Source organism: Shewanella halifaxensis HAW-EB4, assembly GCF_000019185.1.
Classification (GTDB): Bacteria; Pseudomonadota; Gammaproteobacteria; order Enterobacterales; family Shewanellaceae; genus Shewanella; species Shewanella halifaxensis.
This window is the reverse complement of record NC_010334.1, coordinates 4,576,459-4,591,172: the sequence shown is the minus strand read 5'-3', so window position 1 is coordinate 4,591,172 and position 14,714 is coordinate 4,576,459. Positions and strand designations below refer to the sequence as shown.

At 43.6% G+C, this 14,714-nt stretch carries 15 protein-coding genes; 6 read left to right on the top strand and 9 right to left on the bottom strand.

The window, feature by feature from the left end; translation table 11 throughout:
- Nucleotides 1-64 precede the first annotated feature (64 nt).
- Nucleotides 65-1,015, top strand: coding sequence for a LysR family transcriptional regulator (locus tag SHAL_RS19545; protein ID WP_012278839.1), 951 nt, complete (start codon nt 65-67; stop codon nt 1,013-1,015).
- Between the two features lie 108 nt (nt 1,016-1,123).
- Here the strand turns inward: SHAL_RS19545 and SHAL_RS19540 are convergent, their stop codons facing one another.
- The 3 genes from SHAL_RS19540 to SHAL_RS19530 form a co-directional block, all read right to left on the bottom strand.
- Complete coding sequence (locus SHAL_RS19540; protein WP_012278838.1) at nt 1,124-1,522, bottom strand: c-type cytochrome domain-containing protein; 399 nt, start codon at nt 1,520-1,522, stop codon at nt 1,124-1,126.
- A 169-nt stretch (nt 1,523-1,691) separates the two neighbouring features.
- Nucleotides 1,692-2,348: a Qnr family pentapeptide repeat protein gene (locus SHAL_RS19535; protein WP_012278837.1), complete on the bottom strand. Its 657-nt coding sequence runs from the start codon at nt 2,346-2,348 to the stop codon at nt 1,692-1,694.
- A gap of 55 nt (nt 2,349-2,403) precedes the next feature.
- A complete protein-coding gene (locus SHAL_RS19530) occupies nt 2,404-3,765 on the bottom strand; it encodes an MATE family efflux transporter (protein ID WP_012278836.1) in 1,362 nt (453 codons plus the stop codon).
- A gap of 248 nt (nt 3,766-4,013) precedes the next feature.
- Here SHAL_RS19530 and SHAL_RS19525 point away from each other — a divergent pair, with 248 nt between their 5' ends.
- The 3 genes from SHAL_RS19525 (at nt 4,014) to SHAL_RS19515 (ending at nt 6,987) form a co-directional block, all read left to right on the top strand.
- Nucleotides 4,014-4,304, top strand: coding sequence for a co-chaperone GroES (locus tag SHAL_RS19525; protein ID WP_012278835.1), 291 nt, complete (start codon nt 4,014-4,016; stop codon nt 4,302-4,304).
- 89 nt (nt 4,305-4,393) lie between these two features.
- A complete protein-coding gene (gene groL, locus SHAL_RS19520) occupies nt 4,394-6,037 on the top strand; it encodes a chaperonin GroEL (protein ID WP_012278834.1) in 1,644 nt (547 codons plus the stop codon).
- Between the two features lie 137 nt (nt 6,038-6,174).
- Nucleotides 6,175-6,987 carry an HNH endonuclease gene (locus SHAL_RS19515; protein WP_012278833.1) on the top strand — a complete coding sequence of 271 codons (813 nt, stop codon included), beginning with the start codon at nt 6,175-6,177 and terminating at the stop codon, nt 6,985-6,987.
- A gap of 214 nt (nt 6,988-7,201) precedes the next feature.
- Here SHAL_RS19515 and SHAL_RS19510 read toward each other — a convergent pair whose 3' ends face one another.
- The 5 genes from SHAL_RS19510 to SHAL_RS19490 form a co-directional block, all read right to left on the bottom strand.
- Nucleotides 7,202-8,023, bottom strand: a complete 822-nt coding sequence (locus SHAL_RS19510; RefSeq protein ID WP_012278832.1) for a hypothetical protein — start codon at nt 8,021-8,023, stop codon at nt 7,202-7,204.
- Nucleotides 8,016-8,573: a recombinase family protein gene (locus SHAL_RS19505; protein WP_012278831.1), complete on the bottom strand. Its 558-nt coding sequence runs from the start codon at nt 8,571-8,573 to the stop codon at nt 8,016-8,018. The genes SHAL_RS19510 and SHAL_RS19505 overlap by 8 nt, the downstream gene beginning before the upstream one ends.
- Nucleotides 8,574-8,746: 173 nt before the next feature.
- Complete coding sequence (locus SHAL_RS19500) at nt 8,747-9,229, bottom strand: type II toxin-antitoxin system YhaV family toxin (RefSeq protein ID WP_012278830.1); 483 nt, start codon at nt 9,227-9,229, stop codon at nt 8,747-8,749.
- A gap of 15 nt (nt 9,230-9,244) precedes the next feature.
- On the bottom strand, nt 9,245-9,439 hold the full coding sequence (locus SHAL_RS19495) for a hypothetical protein (RefSeq protein WP_012278829.1): 195 nt from the start codon (nt 9,437-9,439) through the stop codon (nt 9,245-9,247).
- Between the two features lie 208 nt (nt 9,440-9,647).
- Nucleotides 9,648-10,958, bottom strand: coding sequence for a site-specific integrase (locus SHAL_RS19490; protein ID WP_041416132.1), 1,311 nt, complete (start codon nt 10,956-10,958; stop codon nt 9,648-9,650).
- A 108-nt stretch (nt 10,959-11,066) separates the two neighbouring features.
- Here SHAL_RS19490 and SHAL_RS19485 point away from each other — a divergent pair, with 108 nt between their 5' ends.
- A complete protein-coding gene (locus SHAL_RS19485; RefSeq protein WP_012278827.1) occupies nt 11,067-12,038 on the top strand; it encodes a transposase in 972 nt (323 codons plus the stop codon).
- 258 nt (nt 12,039-12,296) lie between these two features.
- Here SHAL_RS19485 and SHAL_RS19480 read toward each other — a convergent pair whose 3' ends face one another.
- The gene (locus SHAL_RS19480; RefSeq protein WP_012278826.1) at nt 12,297-12,857 is read right to left on the bottom strand and encodes a hypothetical protein; all 561 of its coding nucleotides are present in this window, start codon (nt 12,855-12,857) and stop codon (nt 12,297-12,299) included.
- 560 nt (nt 12,858-13,417) lie between these two features.
- Between SHAL_RS19480 and SHAL_RS19475 the strand changes: the two genes are divergently transcribed.
- Complete coding sequence (locus SHAL_RS19475; protein ID WP_012278825.1) at nt 13,418-14,332, top strand: DnaJ C-terminal domain-containing protein; 915 nt, start codon at nt 13,418-13,420, stop codon at nt 14,330-14,332.
- The last annotated feature ends 382 nt before the right edge of the window (nt 14,333-14,714 follow it).

Genomic DNA, 14,714 nt, shown 5'->3' with positions numbered 1-14,714 from the left:
TCACAAGTGTGAACAAAGTGATAATAGCGAGTAGTCAGCGGGTTGGAAATGAGAGGATTTTTAGATGAAAACCGAAGATATTGCCCTGTTCCATCGAATTGTCGAAACTGGCAGTTTAGTCGAGGCGGCAGATATACTCAATTTGCCAAAATCCACCTTGAGTCGACGTCTGCAGGCTCTCGAGGATGAACTTGGCGTGAAGTTGTTTCATCGTCAGAGTCGGGCGATGACTTTGACGGCTTCGGGTAGCCATTTCTATGATAAAACCACCTCTATGTTAGCGACACTGGAGCAGACTCTGTCTGAGCTCAGTGGTGAGGAGTCTGAAGTTACAGGCCATCTGCGCATTTTGATCTTTCCGGTGCCAGAGCTGACCCATATTACTCATGCTATTTTTGAGTTTATGGATTTGCATCCTGAGTTGACGGTAGAGATTATTGTCAGCACAGAGCCGCAAGATATGATCCGTAATAACATAGACTTGGCCTTTATGCTCGAAGATGCCTTCAATGAAAATGAGATGGTGGCGCGGCATATCATTAGCGAAACCGTGCACTTCTTTGCCAGTCCAGAGTACCTAGCAAAAGCGGGGCGTCCAACGAGTCCTGATGAGTTACCCCAGCACAACTCCATTTTGTTCCGTTACCCTAATGGGCGGATTTTTAACGATGTGCCCTTTGGTAAAGACAGAACCCTGTCGGTTAAGGGCAACCTGTGTGTTAACAGCCTCGCCACCTGTTTAGAAGCGACCTTGATGGGGCGGGGGATCTCCATGATGCCGCTTCCTTTTGCTAAAGAGCATATTGAAAGCGGTGAACTAGAGATGTTGTTTGAAGATGTCGAGCCCTACGAGGGCAAGTGTTTCTTAGTTTATCCATCGAGACGTTTTATTAGTTTAGCGAGCCAGCGTTTTATCGACTACATGATGAATGCTATGGAGGAGTGTATGCAGAGCGGCAGCGGTCGTTGTGATAAGGAGGTCAAGATCCGTGGTGCTATCAAGTCAATGATATAGCTAGCCAAGATAGTCTGCCGTCGAGACAGAATTCAACCGCGAGCCTAGTTAGGCTCGCGGTTTTTGTTTTCAGTCCTAAAGTGCCTGCTTCAGTAGGTGGAGCATTTATTAATTGTCCACAGCGCCTTCCTCAATCCACTCTTTAATCACTTTAATCTGTTCGCTGGTTAATGGCTTGCTAGTACCTTGGCTTAAATGATCGTCATGATGGGGTGGCATCTGGATAGAGGAGTCGAGCTGATGGTCAATAGCCAGATACAGGGTACTCGATGCAGGGCTACCTGCCACAATCACAGGACCATTCTTGGTACCTCGCATCAGATTGGCATAACTATTTAGGGCGAGTCCTGTACGCTCAACCCCCTCTCCGCTAGCGGAATGACATTCGATACAAGATTCTTGGAATATGGGCAGCACTTGATGTTTAAAGCTGACATTAGGGGTTAGGCCTAAAAAGAACACCAAAAATACTATCGCGGTCAGCAGTACGACTTTTAGGGCGGTCATAGGGACCTCCTTTGGCAAGGCATCGCATTCGCGAGCCTAAGTTTGTTGTTTTTTTAAGTATAGTCGTGGTTGCGGGTTACTCTAGTGTCGCTGCCCCGAGGAGTGGCTTTTGGACAATTGATAGCCGATAGCTTGATGTTGGACAAATTTTAAATAGAAAGTCGCTTGCTTAATCAGCCGTCACAATCAGCCCAAGTGGCGCGAGCAGTTGCTCCTGCTGCCACTGGTTTATCATTACGCCATCGAGCGCTACGATGCGCGGATCTAAGCCCTCGAGCTCAACCCGAGTCAGATTAGCGCCCTTAAGCTCGAAGCTGCCCCATTGCTCAGGGGAAAACTCACCGCCGCTTAGATCGCTGCCTTTCAGCGATGCACCAGTTAGGTTAGCGCCGCGCCAACGGTTATCGAATAGCTCGCACTCCTCCAGTAACGCTCCATTCAAATCTGCATAAGCTAAGTTGCAGGCAGTAATATACGCCGAGCAGAAATAGCTCTTTGCCGTGATGTAGTTAGCAAAGCTGGCACGGCTAAAGTCGCTGCCTTGTAGGTTAGATTCGCGCAGCTCAAGGCCATAACAGCGCGCGCCCTTAAACAAAGCCATACTGAGATTACAGTGCTTAAAGCTGGCGCTAGTTAAGGTGGCATAGCTAAAGTCGCAGCCGCTGTCGTCACCGGGCACAACAAACTTACACTGAATAAACTGCGCATCGGTGAGATCAGCATGGTTAAAGCGGCAGTGGTAGAAGCTGCAGCGCTCGAAGTGGGCATCTTGCAAGTCTTGGTCTGAGAAGTCTTCATCATTAAAGATTTGATCGACGGCGTGCATAGTGCTGCTCCCTAGCGTTTTTGATTGAGCAATTGTAGCTGAAAATAAACCTGATTTAAGACTGGCTCACCACAATCGGCGTCTTATCTGGCTCGGAGATCCGTGTTGCCAGAATATAACAGACGATGCCCATAATGGCATTAGTGATAGGTAGTGCCAAGAGGAGGCCTTTTACACCTCCTAAGTAGGAGCCCAATGCCGCCAGCGGCAACATGATCAAAAACAATCGGCATATATTCAATATCAGCGAGCTCATGGGTCTATGGTAGGCGTTAAGCGTGGTCGCGACTAAAATCACAATCCCTAATGGACCATAGGCTGCTGGCATCACCAAGATATAAAAGGTGAGCCACTCAACCACCTGCGGGTCGTTACTAAATAGCTCTGCTAACGGCTTGGCCAAAAACAGCAGCGGCAGATACAACAAGGTTTGAAACAGTAATACGAATTTAAGTGACAACATCAGCGCGCTACGTGCCCTTAATGTTTGCCCCGCGCCAAGGTTTTGCGCCACAAACGGCACTAGACTCGATGATAGTGCCATTACTACAATCAGCATCACCGACTCTAGCCGCGTTCCAGCACCGAAGGCCGCCACAGCGCTATGATCGATACGCGCCAGCATCGCCATAATTATCGCGTTGGCGAGAGGGTTAAGTAGGTTCATCATCGCCGCAGGCTGGGCAATATGTGCCAGCTGCTTCCAGTTGCACTTGAGGCGCTCAAGATTGGGCTCAACAAAGTCGACTAAGTGACGTTTAAAAATCAGTAGATGGGTCGACAGTGACAGCGCCACCACCCAAGAGATCACCGTGGCAATCGCCGCGCCTTCAATCTCTAAACGCGGGAAAGGCCCAATACCAAAAATAAGTAGCGGGTCGAGAATAAGGTTAATTAGTGCTGCCAGCATCATTATCTTGGCTGGAGACTTGGTATCGCCCGTGGCGCGTAGGCCTTGGTTACCCACCATCAGCAGCACTAGCAATGGTGCGCCGAGATACCAGATAAACATATAGTCATGAATAAGCGGCAGGCTTGAGTCGTTGGCGCCTAGCAGGCTAAATAACGGGTCGATACATAAACTGCCCAGCAGGGCGATAAAGGCTATCAGTAAGAAGGTCAGCATCAAGGCGTCGTGCAAAAATACCTTGGCCTTGTCTGCGTGGCCGCCGCCAATTAAACGACCCAAATTGGTTGATACCCCAGCGCCAATGCCAATCGCAATGCTGGAAATAATCAGGGTCACAGGAAAGGTAAAACTGATGGCCGCGAGGGATTCGGTGCCTAACTGGCTGATAAAAAAAGTGTCAACGAGGCTGAACCCGAGAATGGTTAAGATACCAATCAGGTTTGGAAGGCTCATATTTAGCAGTACACGACCAATTGGCTGAGTTAGCAGCCCGTGTCTGTCTCTCATGGGGAAGTCTTGCCTAGTCTTTGCTCGGAGAGCGATTCTATCAGGAATGCCGCAAATTTTATTCGGCGCAGTTAAAAAAAACGGATTTATTTTGTAAATAGGCCTTGGAACTGCTGACATTCACCCCCATGTATCGAACATCAAGCGGCAGTTTTGGCTTTCACCAAGACGAAACCAAGCGAAGTCGTTACTAACTTTACTCGCCTGAAAAATATTTAGGCACACAAAAATAATAGGAGCATCCATCGATGAACATTCGTCCATTACATGATCGTGTCATTGTTAAGCGTTCAGAAGTTGAATCAAAGTCAGCTGGTGGTATCGTACTAACAGGTAGTGCTGCTGAACAATCTAGCCGTGGTGAAGTTCTTGCTGTAGGCAATGGACGCATTCTTGAAAACGGTAACGTAATGCCTTTAGACGTTAAAGTTGGCGATATCGTCATCTTCAACGAAGGTTACGGCGTGAAGAAAGAGAAGATTGATGGTGAAGAAGTTCTGATCCTATCTGAATCAGATCTAATGGCTGTAGTAGGTTAATCCCTTACTCTTGTAACATACAAATCATTAATGCCGTTGTTGGCGCAACTGTGTAACCACGGCTAAAAAGAATTGAAAGGATATTAAAGATGGCAGCTAAAGAAGTATTATTTGGTAATGACGCACGCGTAAAAATGCTTGCAGGCGTAAACGTTCTAGCTAACGCAGTTAAAGTTACCTTGGGCCCCAAAGGTCGTAACGTAGTACTAGACAAGAGCTTCGGTGCTCCGCTTATCACTAAAGATGGCGTGTCAGTAGCTAAAGAGATCGAGCTAGAAGACAAGTTCGAAAACATGGGCGCACAAATGGTTAAAGAAGTTGCTTCTAAAGCCAATGATGCAGCCGGTGACGGTACTACTACTGCTACAGTACTTGCGCAAGCAATCGTTACTGAAGGCCTAAAAGCTGTTGCAGCTGGTATGAACCCAATGGATCTTAAGCGCGGTATCGACAAAGCGGTAATCGCTGCAGTTGCCGAGCTTAAAAACCTGTCTCAAGAGTGTTCTGATACTAAAGCTATCGCTCAAGTAGGTACTATCTCTGCTAACTCTGACGAGTCAATTGGTGAAATCATCGCAACGGCGATGGAGCGCGTGGGTAAAGAAGGCGTTATCACCGTTGAAGAAGGTCAAGCACTAGAAAATGAGCTAGACGTAGTTGAAGGTATGCAGTTCGACCGCGGTTACCTATCTCCATACTTCATTAACAAGCCAGAAACTGGCAGCGTTGAACTAGAAAGCCCATTCATCCTTCTAGTAGACAAGAAAGTATCAAACATCCGTGAATTGCTACCAATCCTTGAAGGTCTAGCTAAAACAGGTAAGCCACTGCTTATCGTTGCAGAAGACGTTGAAGGTGAAGCACTAGCAACCCTAGTAGTAAACAACATGCGCGGCATCGTTAAAGTTGCAGCTGTTAAGGCGCCAGGCTTTGGTGACCGTCGTAAGGCAATGCTACAAGACATCGCTATCCTAACTGGCGGAACTGTTATTGCTGAAGAGATTGGCCTAGAGCTAGAAAAAGCGACCCTAGAAGATCTAGGTACGGCTAAGCGCGTTATTATCACTAAAGATGACACGACTATCATCGACGGTAACGGCGAAGAGACTCAGATCAAAGCGCGTGTTGCACAGATCAAGATCCAAGCTGAAGAATCAACATCAGACTACGACAAAGAAAAGCTTCAAGAGCGTATGGCTAAACTTGCTGGTGGCGTAGCCGTAATCAAGGTTGGCGCAGCAACTGAAGTTGAAATGAAAGAAAAGAAAGCACGCGTAGAAGACGCACTACACGCAACTCGCGCAGCGGTTGAAGAAGGTGTCGTTGCTGGTGGTGGTGTTGCACTAGTACGCGTTGCAAGCAAAATCGGCGAAGTTGAAGTACTTAACGAAGACCAGAAGCACGGTGTGATCATTGCACTACGTGCTATGGAAGCGCCACTACGTCAAATCGCTACCAACGCGGGTGAAGAAGGTTCAGTTGTTGCTAACAACGTTAAGAACGGCACCGGTAACTACGGTTACAACGCGGGTAACGATACATACGGCGACATGCTAGAGATGGGTATCCTAGACCCAACTAAAGTAACCCGTAGCGCGCTACAGTTCGCTTCTTCAATTGCTGGTCTAATGATCACAACTGAATGTATGGTAGCTGACGTTAAAGAAGATGCTGCTGATATGGGCGGCATGGGCGGTATGGGTGGAATGGGCGGTATGGGCGGCATGATGTAATTATTGCCCATGACTTAACAGTCATATAAAACAATAAGTTAAGGCTACCGTGTTGACACCAATGTTGACCCCAACGGTAGCCTTTTTGTTTATAGGTAGCAAGATAAAAGTAAGTTTGTTTTTTAAAGGAAGAAGGAATGCAACTTAACGCTCGATTTTATGAGACTTATTATTTTTGCAATGTAATCAACAATGTATTGAATGACTCTTTTACCTATGCTGTAGAGTTAAATGACTTCTACGGTGATGGGCGAGTTTTTAGTTTAATTGATAAGTTCCCAAAGCAGTCCGTTTTCCATAGCTTTATTACATTCGTAGTCGAAACCATTTATTCCGAGAATTCAAATAAAATTGATTTTGATAACTTTGATTACAGGAGTAGTGGTTTACTTCCAATAGAAAAAGCTTTCGAGTATCACGGTATAAAGTATCAGCTATTTAAAGAGCATCTAAAAGAGCTGTGTTCTTTAAAAGATGTATTTATAGAGGATGCTTATTATGATTGGTTACTTGCTTCCCAGTACTATGAAGACTTAATCACGCAGACGGTGGAAGAAGTTTTCTATCTATTATTTCTTAATAGAGAGCTTTTACTTAATTTTAATCAAATTATGGCTGATAGCCTTGAGATGCAAGCTAGTGATGTAAGTGTTCATGTTCATTTGAATGATCTACTGACTACTCGGTGTAAAAATAAGCGTTGTCATATTCCCCAGTGGGCTAAAAGAGCTGTGTACTTCAGAGATCGAGGAAGGTGTGTTCTTTGCGATAAAGACTTATCTGGTAAATTAAATATTAATAACCTCGAAAACTATGATCATATGGTTGCACTTGCTAATTACGGCTTTAATGATGTCACAAATCTTCAGCTTTTATGTAAGGAATGCAATCAAAATACTAAAAGCGCGGGCGTTGGCTCTACATCAAATAGTTATCAAGGGTGGTATTAACAGCCATAGGGGGGGGAGGTGAGGTATTAACTCTTCCTTACTATTGCGGCGTTCCCTTATTTGTACACAAAACGTGTTTTACAAATGTTCATTTTTTATGGTTGCTCAAAGGTACTAAGTACCTTGTTGTCGTCCTTAATATTTGCCGAAAAGCCCCGTGCACAGGGCTCTGTAGGTGTTTTTGTGCTGGATCTTTGAGGTCTACATAATTCGTCTAAAAGTCCTCTGCAGACAGGTCTTCATCAATGGTCTTACCGTAGTGATACTCTATATAACTTGAACCTTGCACGCCCTGTTGAAGGAATTGATCAAAAGCATTAGAGAAGTCATTAACACTATTAGCAGTCCAATTACCACCGAGTCTATTTACTTCTTCAACGAACAGTTTAGATGGGGCAACAGAACCTTGACTTAACCAGAGGTCACTTTGAGGTGTCTCTGTGGATTTAGATTTTAGCTTTAACTCTTGAGCAATAGCAGCAATATTGTATGTCTTAGTACACCATGCTTTAACTGCTTGGTTATCCTTAAAGGGCACCTTATCGGTATGAACTCTAAAGCCATGGTCTACGGCCTGCGAGTTACCTAGAGTTTGATTATTAATAGCTGGCGCAATGACTAGGTTCTTAGCGGTTAGCCTTCCTTGGAAGCCTTTACCTGCAACAGGGTCTAGGTGACATAATTGATACTTGTATTCACTTTGCCACTTGCCAGACTCTACTCGTACTGGCTCAGAATCAGCACCAAAAGGGTCATCACCATAATCAAAGGCCTTTTCTGATACGTAACGAGTTCCTTGGGCTTGTCTTCGTCTTAACCATAATTGATAGATAGCCATAACATCGTCATTATCGAATGGCATTGAGTCAATTGATTGTCTTGAAGCTGCATCTAGAAACCATAAGCCAAAAGCTGAAGTCCAAAAGCTACCACCTTTACACTCTTTGCAAAACTTTGTGGGTCTATTTTTACTGCCAAGGAATGGAACTCGTTTCTTTCCACACCCCTTACAAATGATAGGTTTAAGTTTATTCATTAGCCGCTAAAGCCCTTTGTACTGTAGATAATGATACGCCTATTTCCTTGGCAATCTTCCTTAGTGAAACCCCTTGAGAACGTAGCTCAGAGATCCGCTGGTGGCTTAATTCGTTAGTAGGCCTACCTTTGTATTTGCCTGCTGCTTTAGCCTTCTCAATGCCTTCCTGACGCCTCTCCTGAATCATCGCTAATTCAAACTGAGCTACAGCACCAAGCATGTTAAGCATTAGCTCTGACATATGGTCGTTACCACCAGCATTAAAGCTTAGACCTTCTTTATGGAACTTGACGGTTATACCTTGGCTATTCCATTCATTAATCAGTTGCTTTAAATCAACCAAGTTACGAGCAAGGCGGTCAATGCTATGTACATGAATAATGTCACCATCCCTAACGTAGTCTTTTAGTTCCGTTAAGGCTGGTCGTTTGGTTGTACCACCACTGCATTTATCAGTGAAGGTCTTATCAAAGGAGATACATGTATCGTTGAGTTGGCGGTCAGTGTTCTGCTCTACTGTGGAGACTCGGAGATAGGCAATGTGTGCCACGTAGTGTACCCGTTAGGTCTTAAGAGGGGGTGGAGATTACAGTACCCGTTAATCAAAATCAATCCTAATGGGTACTGTTCGATCGGAGTTTGACCATACCTATATGGGTATACCTAATGGGTACATAAAAGATGTTAGAAAATGGTGGCGATTAATTTCTACTAACTATGGAACTAAGCAGTATCTTTCAGTGCTTTTGACTCGGCAATTAGTTCTGCCCACGAATCAGGGATTGTTCCATTTTTTAGCATTTTGGTGAAGACTGCATAAACATCGGTCTTTGCACCTTCTTTACGAAGGGTTTGTTCGTTATTGAGCCACGCATAAACAATAGTTTTTGGCTGCTGAGTATTGAAGCGGAAAAATAGTCTATACCTAGCAGGCATGTGTTTTTTTACTCTTTTCCAGCTAGTAAACTTTCTGCTTTTACTTTTATCTAGGGTGGTTCCGAGATTGAAATCTCTAGACTGGGGGTCTTTAGGGACATACTCATAGATAGCAGAAGCAACACAATCTAACAGCTTATACGAGGGGTGCTCATAAAGTGCTTCGCTTGTTTTACTAATTGCTTCTACTTCTGAAATTAAAGAATCGAGGTATTCTTGAAAGATTTCGAGAGAGTGTAACTCAAAGCCGTTTACTACTTGTACATCCATGCAACAAGCCTTAAATTAGCACTCAATAAGATCGTGTTCTTGACGCTGAACTTCAGCTTGCTCACGAAGTACTTTTATGCGGTCAAACATAGATCGAGGAAGAGGTTTAACACTACCTTCAATACTAGCTTCCTTGTCTAACAGCTCGGCAAAATGCACTTCAACTTCACGTTCTTCACGCTTAGCTTGGATACTTATTACATTGCCCATACTAATAATCCTGTTTAGTTGTTAATACATACCATCGGAAAAACTGGTAGAATTAAGTTAACCAATATTTGCCTGTCAGTAACAGGGCGCAGAGTATAACAGACTCTAAAACTGAGCACAATATACTCAATCTGCGCAAAACTAATTCCCTTTAAGCTTAGTTCAAAGCTACCTTAAATGTATTTTAAAAACAACATTTGAATTTACTTTACGTTAACTCTGGCATTGTTGTTTGACCTTTATGCGTAAGCCAGTCTCGCTTAATTACCACGACCGCCTTCTCTGTAGCCTCCTTTAGCCTTTGCAGTTCATCAGCCTTAGCGTAGTAACCATAAGACATTGTCTTGCCTCCTTTGTGACCAAGGATAAATGCAGCCGTTAGCTCATCAATTCCTGCACGACTAAAAGCTGTTGCCATATGGACACGGAAACTGTGGAATCGCTTGGTCTTATCCTTTGTGATTGACTCGATCTTGAAGTGGCTAAAGTCACGGCTAGCTTGCTTGCCATTCATTCCAAATAACAGAGCTTCAGGTTCAAGAATGCTCAGACGTTTCCTAATTGTAGGTACTAGCTCATTACATACAGGCACAGTGCGTTGAGCTGCGTTAGTTTTCCCTTTGCGAATAAAGAAGGCCATTACGTCATTTTCAATGTGAACATCTTCAGCTTTAAGACTACAGATTTCACCAATTCTCATCCCTGTAAACAAACCTACCTTTGTGATATCTGCCATTGCGTTCTGTTGTGAGTTAGCCCATAGCATGATTGTTTGGACTTCTTCAGCACTAAACATTTGGGTTTTCTGCGTAGTGCTTTCTTTATAGTAAGCTAGGTCATGATCAGAGAATGGGCATGGACGTTGTTCAATTAGACCTATTTGCCAAGCGTGTTTATAGAGTGTTCTCAACCTACTGAGGTTACCTGAAACGGTGCTAACACTGTAACTGTCAATCGTCAGCTCTATGTAGTTAAGGACATCTTTACGGTGGATAGATTCAAGTTCAATATCAAACTGACCACAGCACTTTAAGAACTTATCTGTAGTGGTTTTAATTTTTGATAAAGTATCTGCATTTCGGCGTGTGTTACGCTCAAGCCATGAATGCAAAGCCTCTCGTATTGTTGGTCGATACCCTTCTGGAATATTGCCTGTCTCAACCGAGTGCGAGGCTGCTAATTGAGCCTTAGGGAAGGAGTCTGTATCAAGAAGATCTTGGGTTGAGAGTTGATAATATGCTTCGTAACGGTTGCCTCTTGCTTCCTGTTTAGCTTCTTTAAGGGTATCAACGAAAGCTAAGAAGGCTACTCTTTCATTGCTGTAAGCTGATTCCTTTTGCGCTGCAATTTCACCAACAATTCTATCCCTGCGAATTCTAGCTGTTTTAATGCATGCAGTGCCTAGTGTGCGAGTAATGAATGTCTTATGAGGGTAGAGGTGCATCAAGGCCTTAGGCACTCGCATATTGAACTGGTAAGTGTCTTTCCCCTTCTTTTTGACTATGTACTTGTCTTGCAATGTATACCTCTTCGTTGACCTTAATAAAACCAATCATAGACACCCAGCCTAATGGCATGTTTTGCAGCCTCTTACTAAGCTATAGGTATTGCTTAGTAGGAGGATATTATGCCCCGCGCAAGAAGTACCTTAATAAGTCTTGAAGATACGCCTTATTATCATTGTTGTAGCCGAGTTGTTCGCCGTGCCTACCTGTGCGGTGATGATAAATATACAGGCAAGAATTATGACCATCGTCGTGGTTGGGTTGAAGCGCAAATACTCAAGTTAACAGAGGTGTTTGCGATAGATGTCGCAGCCTATGCCGTGATGAGTAACCATCTGCATGTAGTGCTTTATATTGACCTTGAAATGGTGAACAGTTGGTCAGATAGGAAAGTCGTTGAGCAGTGGCACAAGCTGTTTAATGGTACTGATTTAACACAGAAGTTTGCTAAAGGTGATGTGATAGAGGAGTGCATGGTAGCCGCACTAAAACACCTCATCGCGACTTATCGCTCACGTCTGAGTGATATCAGTTGGTTTATGCGCTGCCTCAACGAACCTATCGCTAGACAAGCCAACTTCGAAGACAATTGCACAGGGCATTTCTGGGAAGGACGCTTTAAGAGCCAAGCCTTATTGGATGAGGCAGCTGTGCTAGCTTGTATGGCTTATGTAGAACTCAATCCTATTCGGGCCAAGATGGCGAAGACCCCGGAAAAGTCTGATTTCACTAGCTTGCAACTACGAGTGAACGCAGCCTTAAGGGGTAAACAACCTGCTAAGTTATTGCCGTTTATTGGTAATGAGACAAAGCGCCAACTAAAAGGCATTAATTTCTCGCTGCAAGATTACTTAATGCTTGTAGATGAGACTGGCCGAATCATTCGTGATGATAAACGAGGCTCTATTTCTCCTAGTGCTGAAAGGCTATTGAATAGACTTAATATTCCAAGTGAGAATTGGGTCAAGCTTGCTGCTGATTTTGGTAAGTTGTTTCATGGTCCCGTTGGGTCATTGCAGGAGTTAACCTATTATTGTGAACACCTAGAGAAGCGGCGAAGGCACTTTGCTAACAGTTGTCAGTATCTTGGATAGGAAACACGGTTAACGCTCACCAGCGAACATTACTCATAGCCTTATAGTCTATGCCGGCTTCTTTCGTCTAAATCCTATCATTTTCTGCTCAAATCATGGTTTTTAAAGCTTCTGCGCTATTCGTACTCTTTGGATATGAAAAAGTGAATGCTGATTACTCTTGCAAGCAGCACTTATTGAGAGAGGTGAATATGTTATTGATTATTAATGGGTGGCTTTGGTTTACTGATGTTTTCTTGGTTAAATCTAATATACATATCAGCCTGCCCATGACTCGTTAAAGGTTGCAATTGGCACGAATTCAACGCCCTTTGGTGAATGTTGCATGATTTGATTGACGATATCTTTATGATAAAAGGTGTGAAAGCCCCAAGATTTATCTCGGAAAACGAGCCTTTTGTATAGCGGGATTTGCGCAAGTTTAGTTGGGTCAATAACCAGTTTTTTCATCCCCGATATATAGCCTCGTTTGAATCGTTTAAAAACGCTCTGCTGATGACAAATAACATCGACTTCATGTGCCAATTGCATCATCATGAAATCATGTTCACCTTGATCAATCAGCTTTATCGGTATCCAGTTTGCGCCATACATCTGCTCTAATTGTAGTGAATCAAAAAGCCGCTTAGATATTGAGAGTGCAGGCTCTAATATAACGTCTGGGATCTCATACTCTTCTCTTGGCTTATGTTGTGCCAAAACCGGTATTGGTGCACTTGGAAAGGTAAATCGAGTGCTGTACGCCGCCTCTTCATACTCTTCTGCTACTGCATATATGGGCGTAGGCTGGTTCTCTTTTACAAAAAAATAATCACTCATGTTATAACCTTTAGCTTTCTGGTTCCATTATCTTACAGCCTGAACGGGTTAAATCTTCCCTATTCTCTTAAATCACTCGCTGTCCACCACCACACTCTTGGCAGCCCAATCTTTTAAGAGAGTAAATTTGCCATACATTGGTAGGTAATTCGTTGATTATCCGCAATGTTTGCAGCGTAAACTTACCTGGAAATAATCATTGCCCTCGCGCTCATGGCGTATATCTAGCAGTGTACTTTCTTTGTCTGTCATTTAGCCATTTTCCGCTTATATGATTGATTTTTTAAATCTTAGTAACTTCTTGGAAGGGAGGCGATTGCTGAATAATGACTACGGCTATTAAATACCAAGGCAAGCTAACGCGTCTTGGGTATCTCATTGATTATTCGTGAGTAATTGGTTGTTAATGGGTGGCAATGACTTTTTTCATTATCGATTATTAATGTGTGGCAATGGCTTTTTGGATTACAATAGCGGTCCAAGACAAGCTTGTTAATTTTTAGGCCATAGATAACCTCATGGCCCTTTTTTTTTGAGATATACATTAGTGAGGGTTTAGCATGTCTAAACAAGATTATTACAGCGTGCTAGGTGTTTCAAAGGCCTCCTCAAATCAAGAGATAAAAAAAGCCTATAAAAAGTTGGCGATGAAGTATCATCCCGATAAAAATCCTGATGATGCTACAGCTGAAGCAAAATTTAAAAATGCTAAAGAAGCGTATGAAGTACTGACTGATACTGACAAGCGTCGCAAATATGATCAATTTGGTCATGCAGGGCTTGAAAACAACGGCCAAGGTGGGCGTCATTACAGTCAAGATGGATTTAACGACATGTTTGGTGGCGGGTTTAGTCAGCGTGAACGTGGCTTTGGTGGTCAAAGCTTTGATGGCTTTGATTTTGAAGAGATGTTTTCTCAATCAAGAGGCGGGCGTAGTCGAGCCCAAAAAGGCCAAGATAGTGAGTTTGTGTTCACTGTAGACTTTGTTGATGCAGTGCAAGGTGTTGAGAAAGTTGTTGAATTACCGGTTAATGGCGAAACTAAAAAGATAAAGGTTAAGATCCCTGCTGGTATTAAAGACGGTGAAAAAATACGTTTCACTGGCAAAGGTAGTGCTGGAGTGAATGGTGGGGCCGCTGGTGATCTATTGCTGACCATAGCAACCCGTGAACATGCGTTTCTTGAGCGTGACAACAACGATCTCATTTATACCGCTAGCGTCGATATGGTGATGGCGGCATTGGGTGGAGAGCTTGAAGTTAACGTATTGGATAAGCGTTTTAAGCTTAAACTGCCAGCTGGGACTCAACCGGGGCGTAAGTTCAAGATAAAGGGCAAAGGTGTTACGGATCGTAAGGGAGCGACGGGTGATTTGTTTGTGCAAATTAAAGTGGAAATCCCGCAGGATCTAACGGAACAGCAGCGTTCATTACTTGAACAATTTAAAGCGTTAACGGAAGTGAATACACTTTAAATTGGCTGAGCGCTGAGCCGTATTGTACATGAGTATAAGCTCATATCTCACCAGCCTAAATCTCAGCATTTAACCCCCCTACTTATCGCTAAGTTGGGGGTTTAGTTTACAACTTTTAAGCTAACTTGGTTTAAAGGTGCCTTATTAAGTTAGCGTTAGCTATTTAGCTTTAGCCCCACAGTTGAGCTCTCCGTTGTAGTCGCGTGGCTAGGCGAGCCAATTTTCTATTATAAAGATAGTGCGGTGATGAAAAAAATCTGGGTAAACACTATGAGCATTGGTGTGGTTGTATTAATAATGCAAAGAGACTAGCATAATAAACTTACCGCCCTACGCTCAGTTGAAAAAGTGTAGCCCGTGACACATTTAAGGCGGCATTTAA

Bases quoted from the DNA above. Each gene is read 5' to 3' on its own strand.
- SHAL_RS19545 (WP_012278839.1), top strand. From the start codon at position 65: ATGAAAACCGAAGATATTGCCCTGTTCCATCGAATTGTCGAAACTGGC.
- SHAL_RS19540 (WP_012278838.1), bottom strand. From the start codon at position 1,522: ATGACCGCCCTAAAAGTCGTACTGCTGACCGCGATAGTATTTTTGGTG.
- SHAL_RS19535 (WP_012278837.1), bottom strand. From the start codon at position 2,348: ATGCACGCCGTCGATCAAATCTTTAATGATGAAGACTTCTCAGACCAA.
- SHAL_RS19530 (WP_012278836.1), bottom strand. From the start codon at position 3,765: ATGAGAGACAGACACGGGCTGCTAACTCAGCCAATTGGTCGTGTACTG.
- SHAL_RS19525 (WP_012278835.1), top strand. From the start codon at position 4,014: ATGAACATTCGTCCATTACATGATCGTGTCATTGTTAAGCGTTCAGAA.
- groL (WP_012278834.1), top strand. From the start codon at position 4,394: ATGGCAGCTAAAGAAGTATTATTTGGTAATGACGCACGCGTAAAAATG.
- SHAL_RS19515 (WP_012278833.1), top strand. From the start codon at position 6,175: ATGCAACTTAACGCTCGATTTTATGAGACTTATTATTTTTGCAATGTA.
- SHAL_RS19510 (WP_012278832.1), bottom strand. From the start codon at position 8,023: ATGAATAAACTTAAACCTATCATTTGTAAGGGGTGTGGAAAGAAACGA.
- SHAL_RS19500 (WP_012278830.1), bottom strand. From the start codon at position 9,229: ATGGATGTACAAGTAGTAAACGGCTTTGAGTTACACTCTCTCGAAATC.
- SHAL_RS19495 (WP_012278829.1), bottom strand. From the start codon at position 9,439: ATGGGCAATGTAATAAGTATCCAAGCTAAGCGTGAAGAACGTGAAGTT.
- SHAL_RS19485 (WP_012278827.1), top strand. From the start codon at position 11,067: ATGCCCCGCGCAAGAAGTACCTTAATAAGTCTTGAAGATACGCCTTAT.
- SHAL_RS19480 (WP_012278826.1), bottom strand. From the start codon at position 12,857: ATGAGTGATTATTTTTTTGTAAAAGAGAACCAGCCTACGCCCATATAT.
- SHAL_RS19475 (WP_012278825.1), top strand. From the start codon at position 13,418: ATGTCTAAACAAGATTATTACAGCGTGCTAGGTGTTTCAAAGGCCTCC.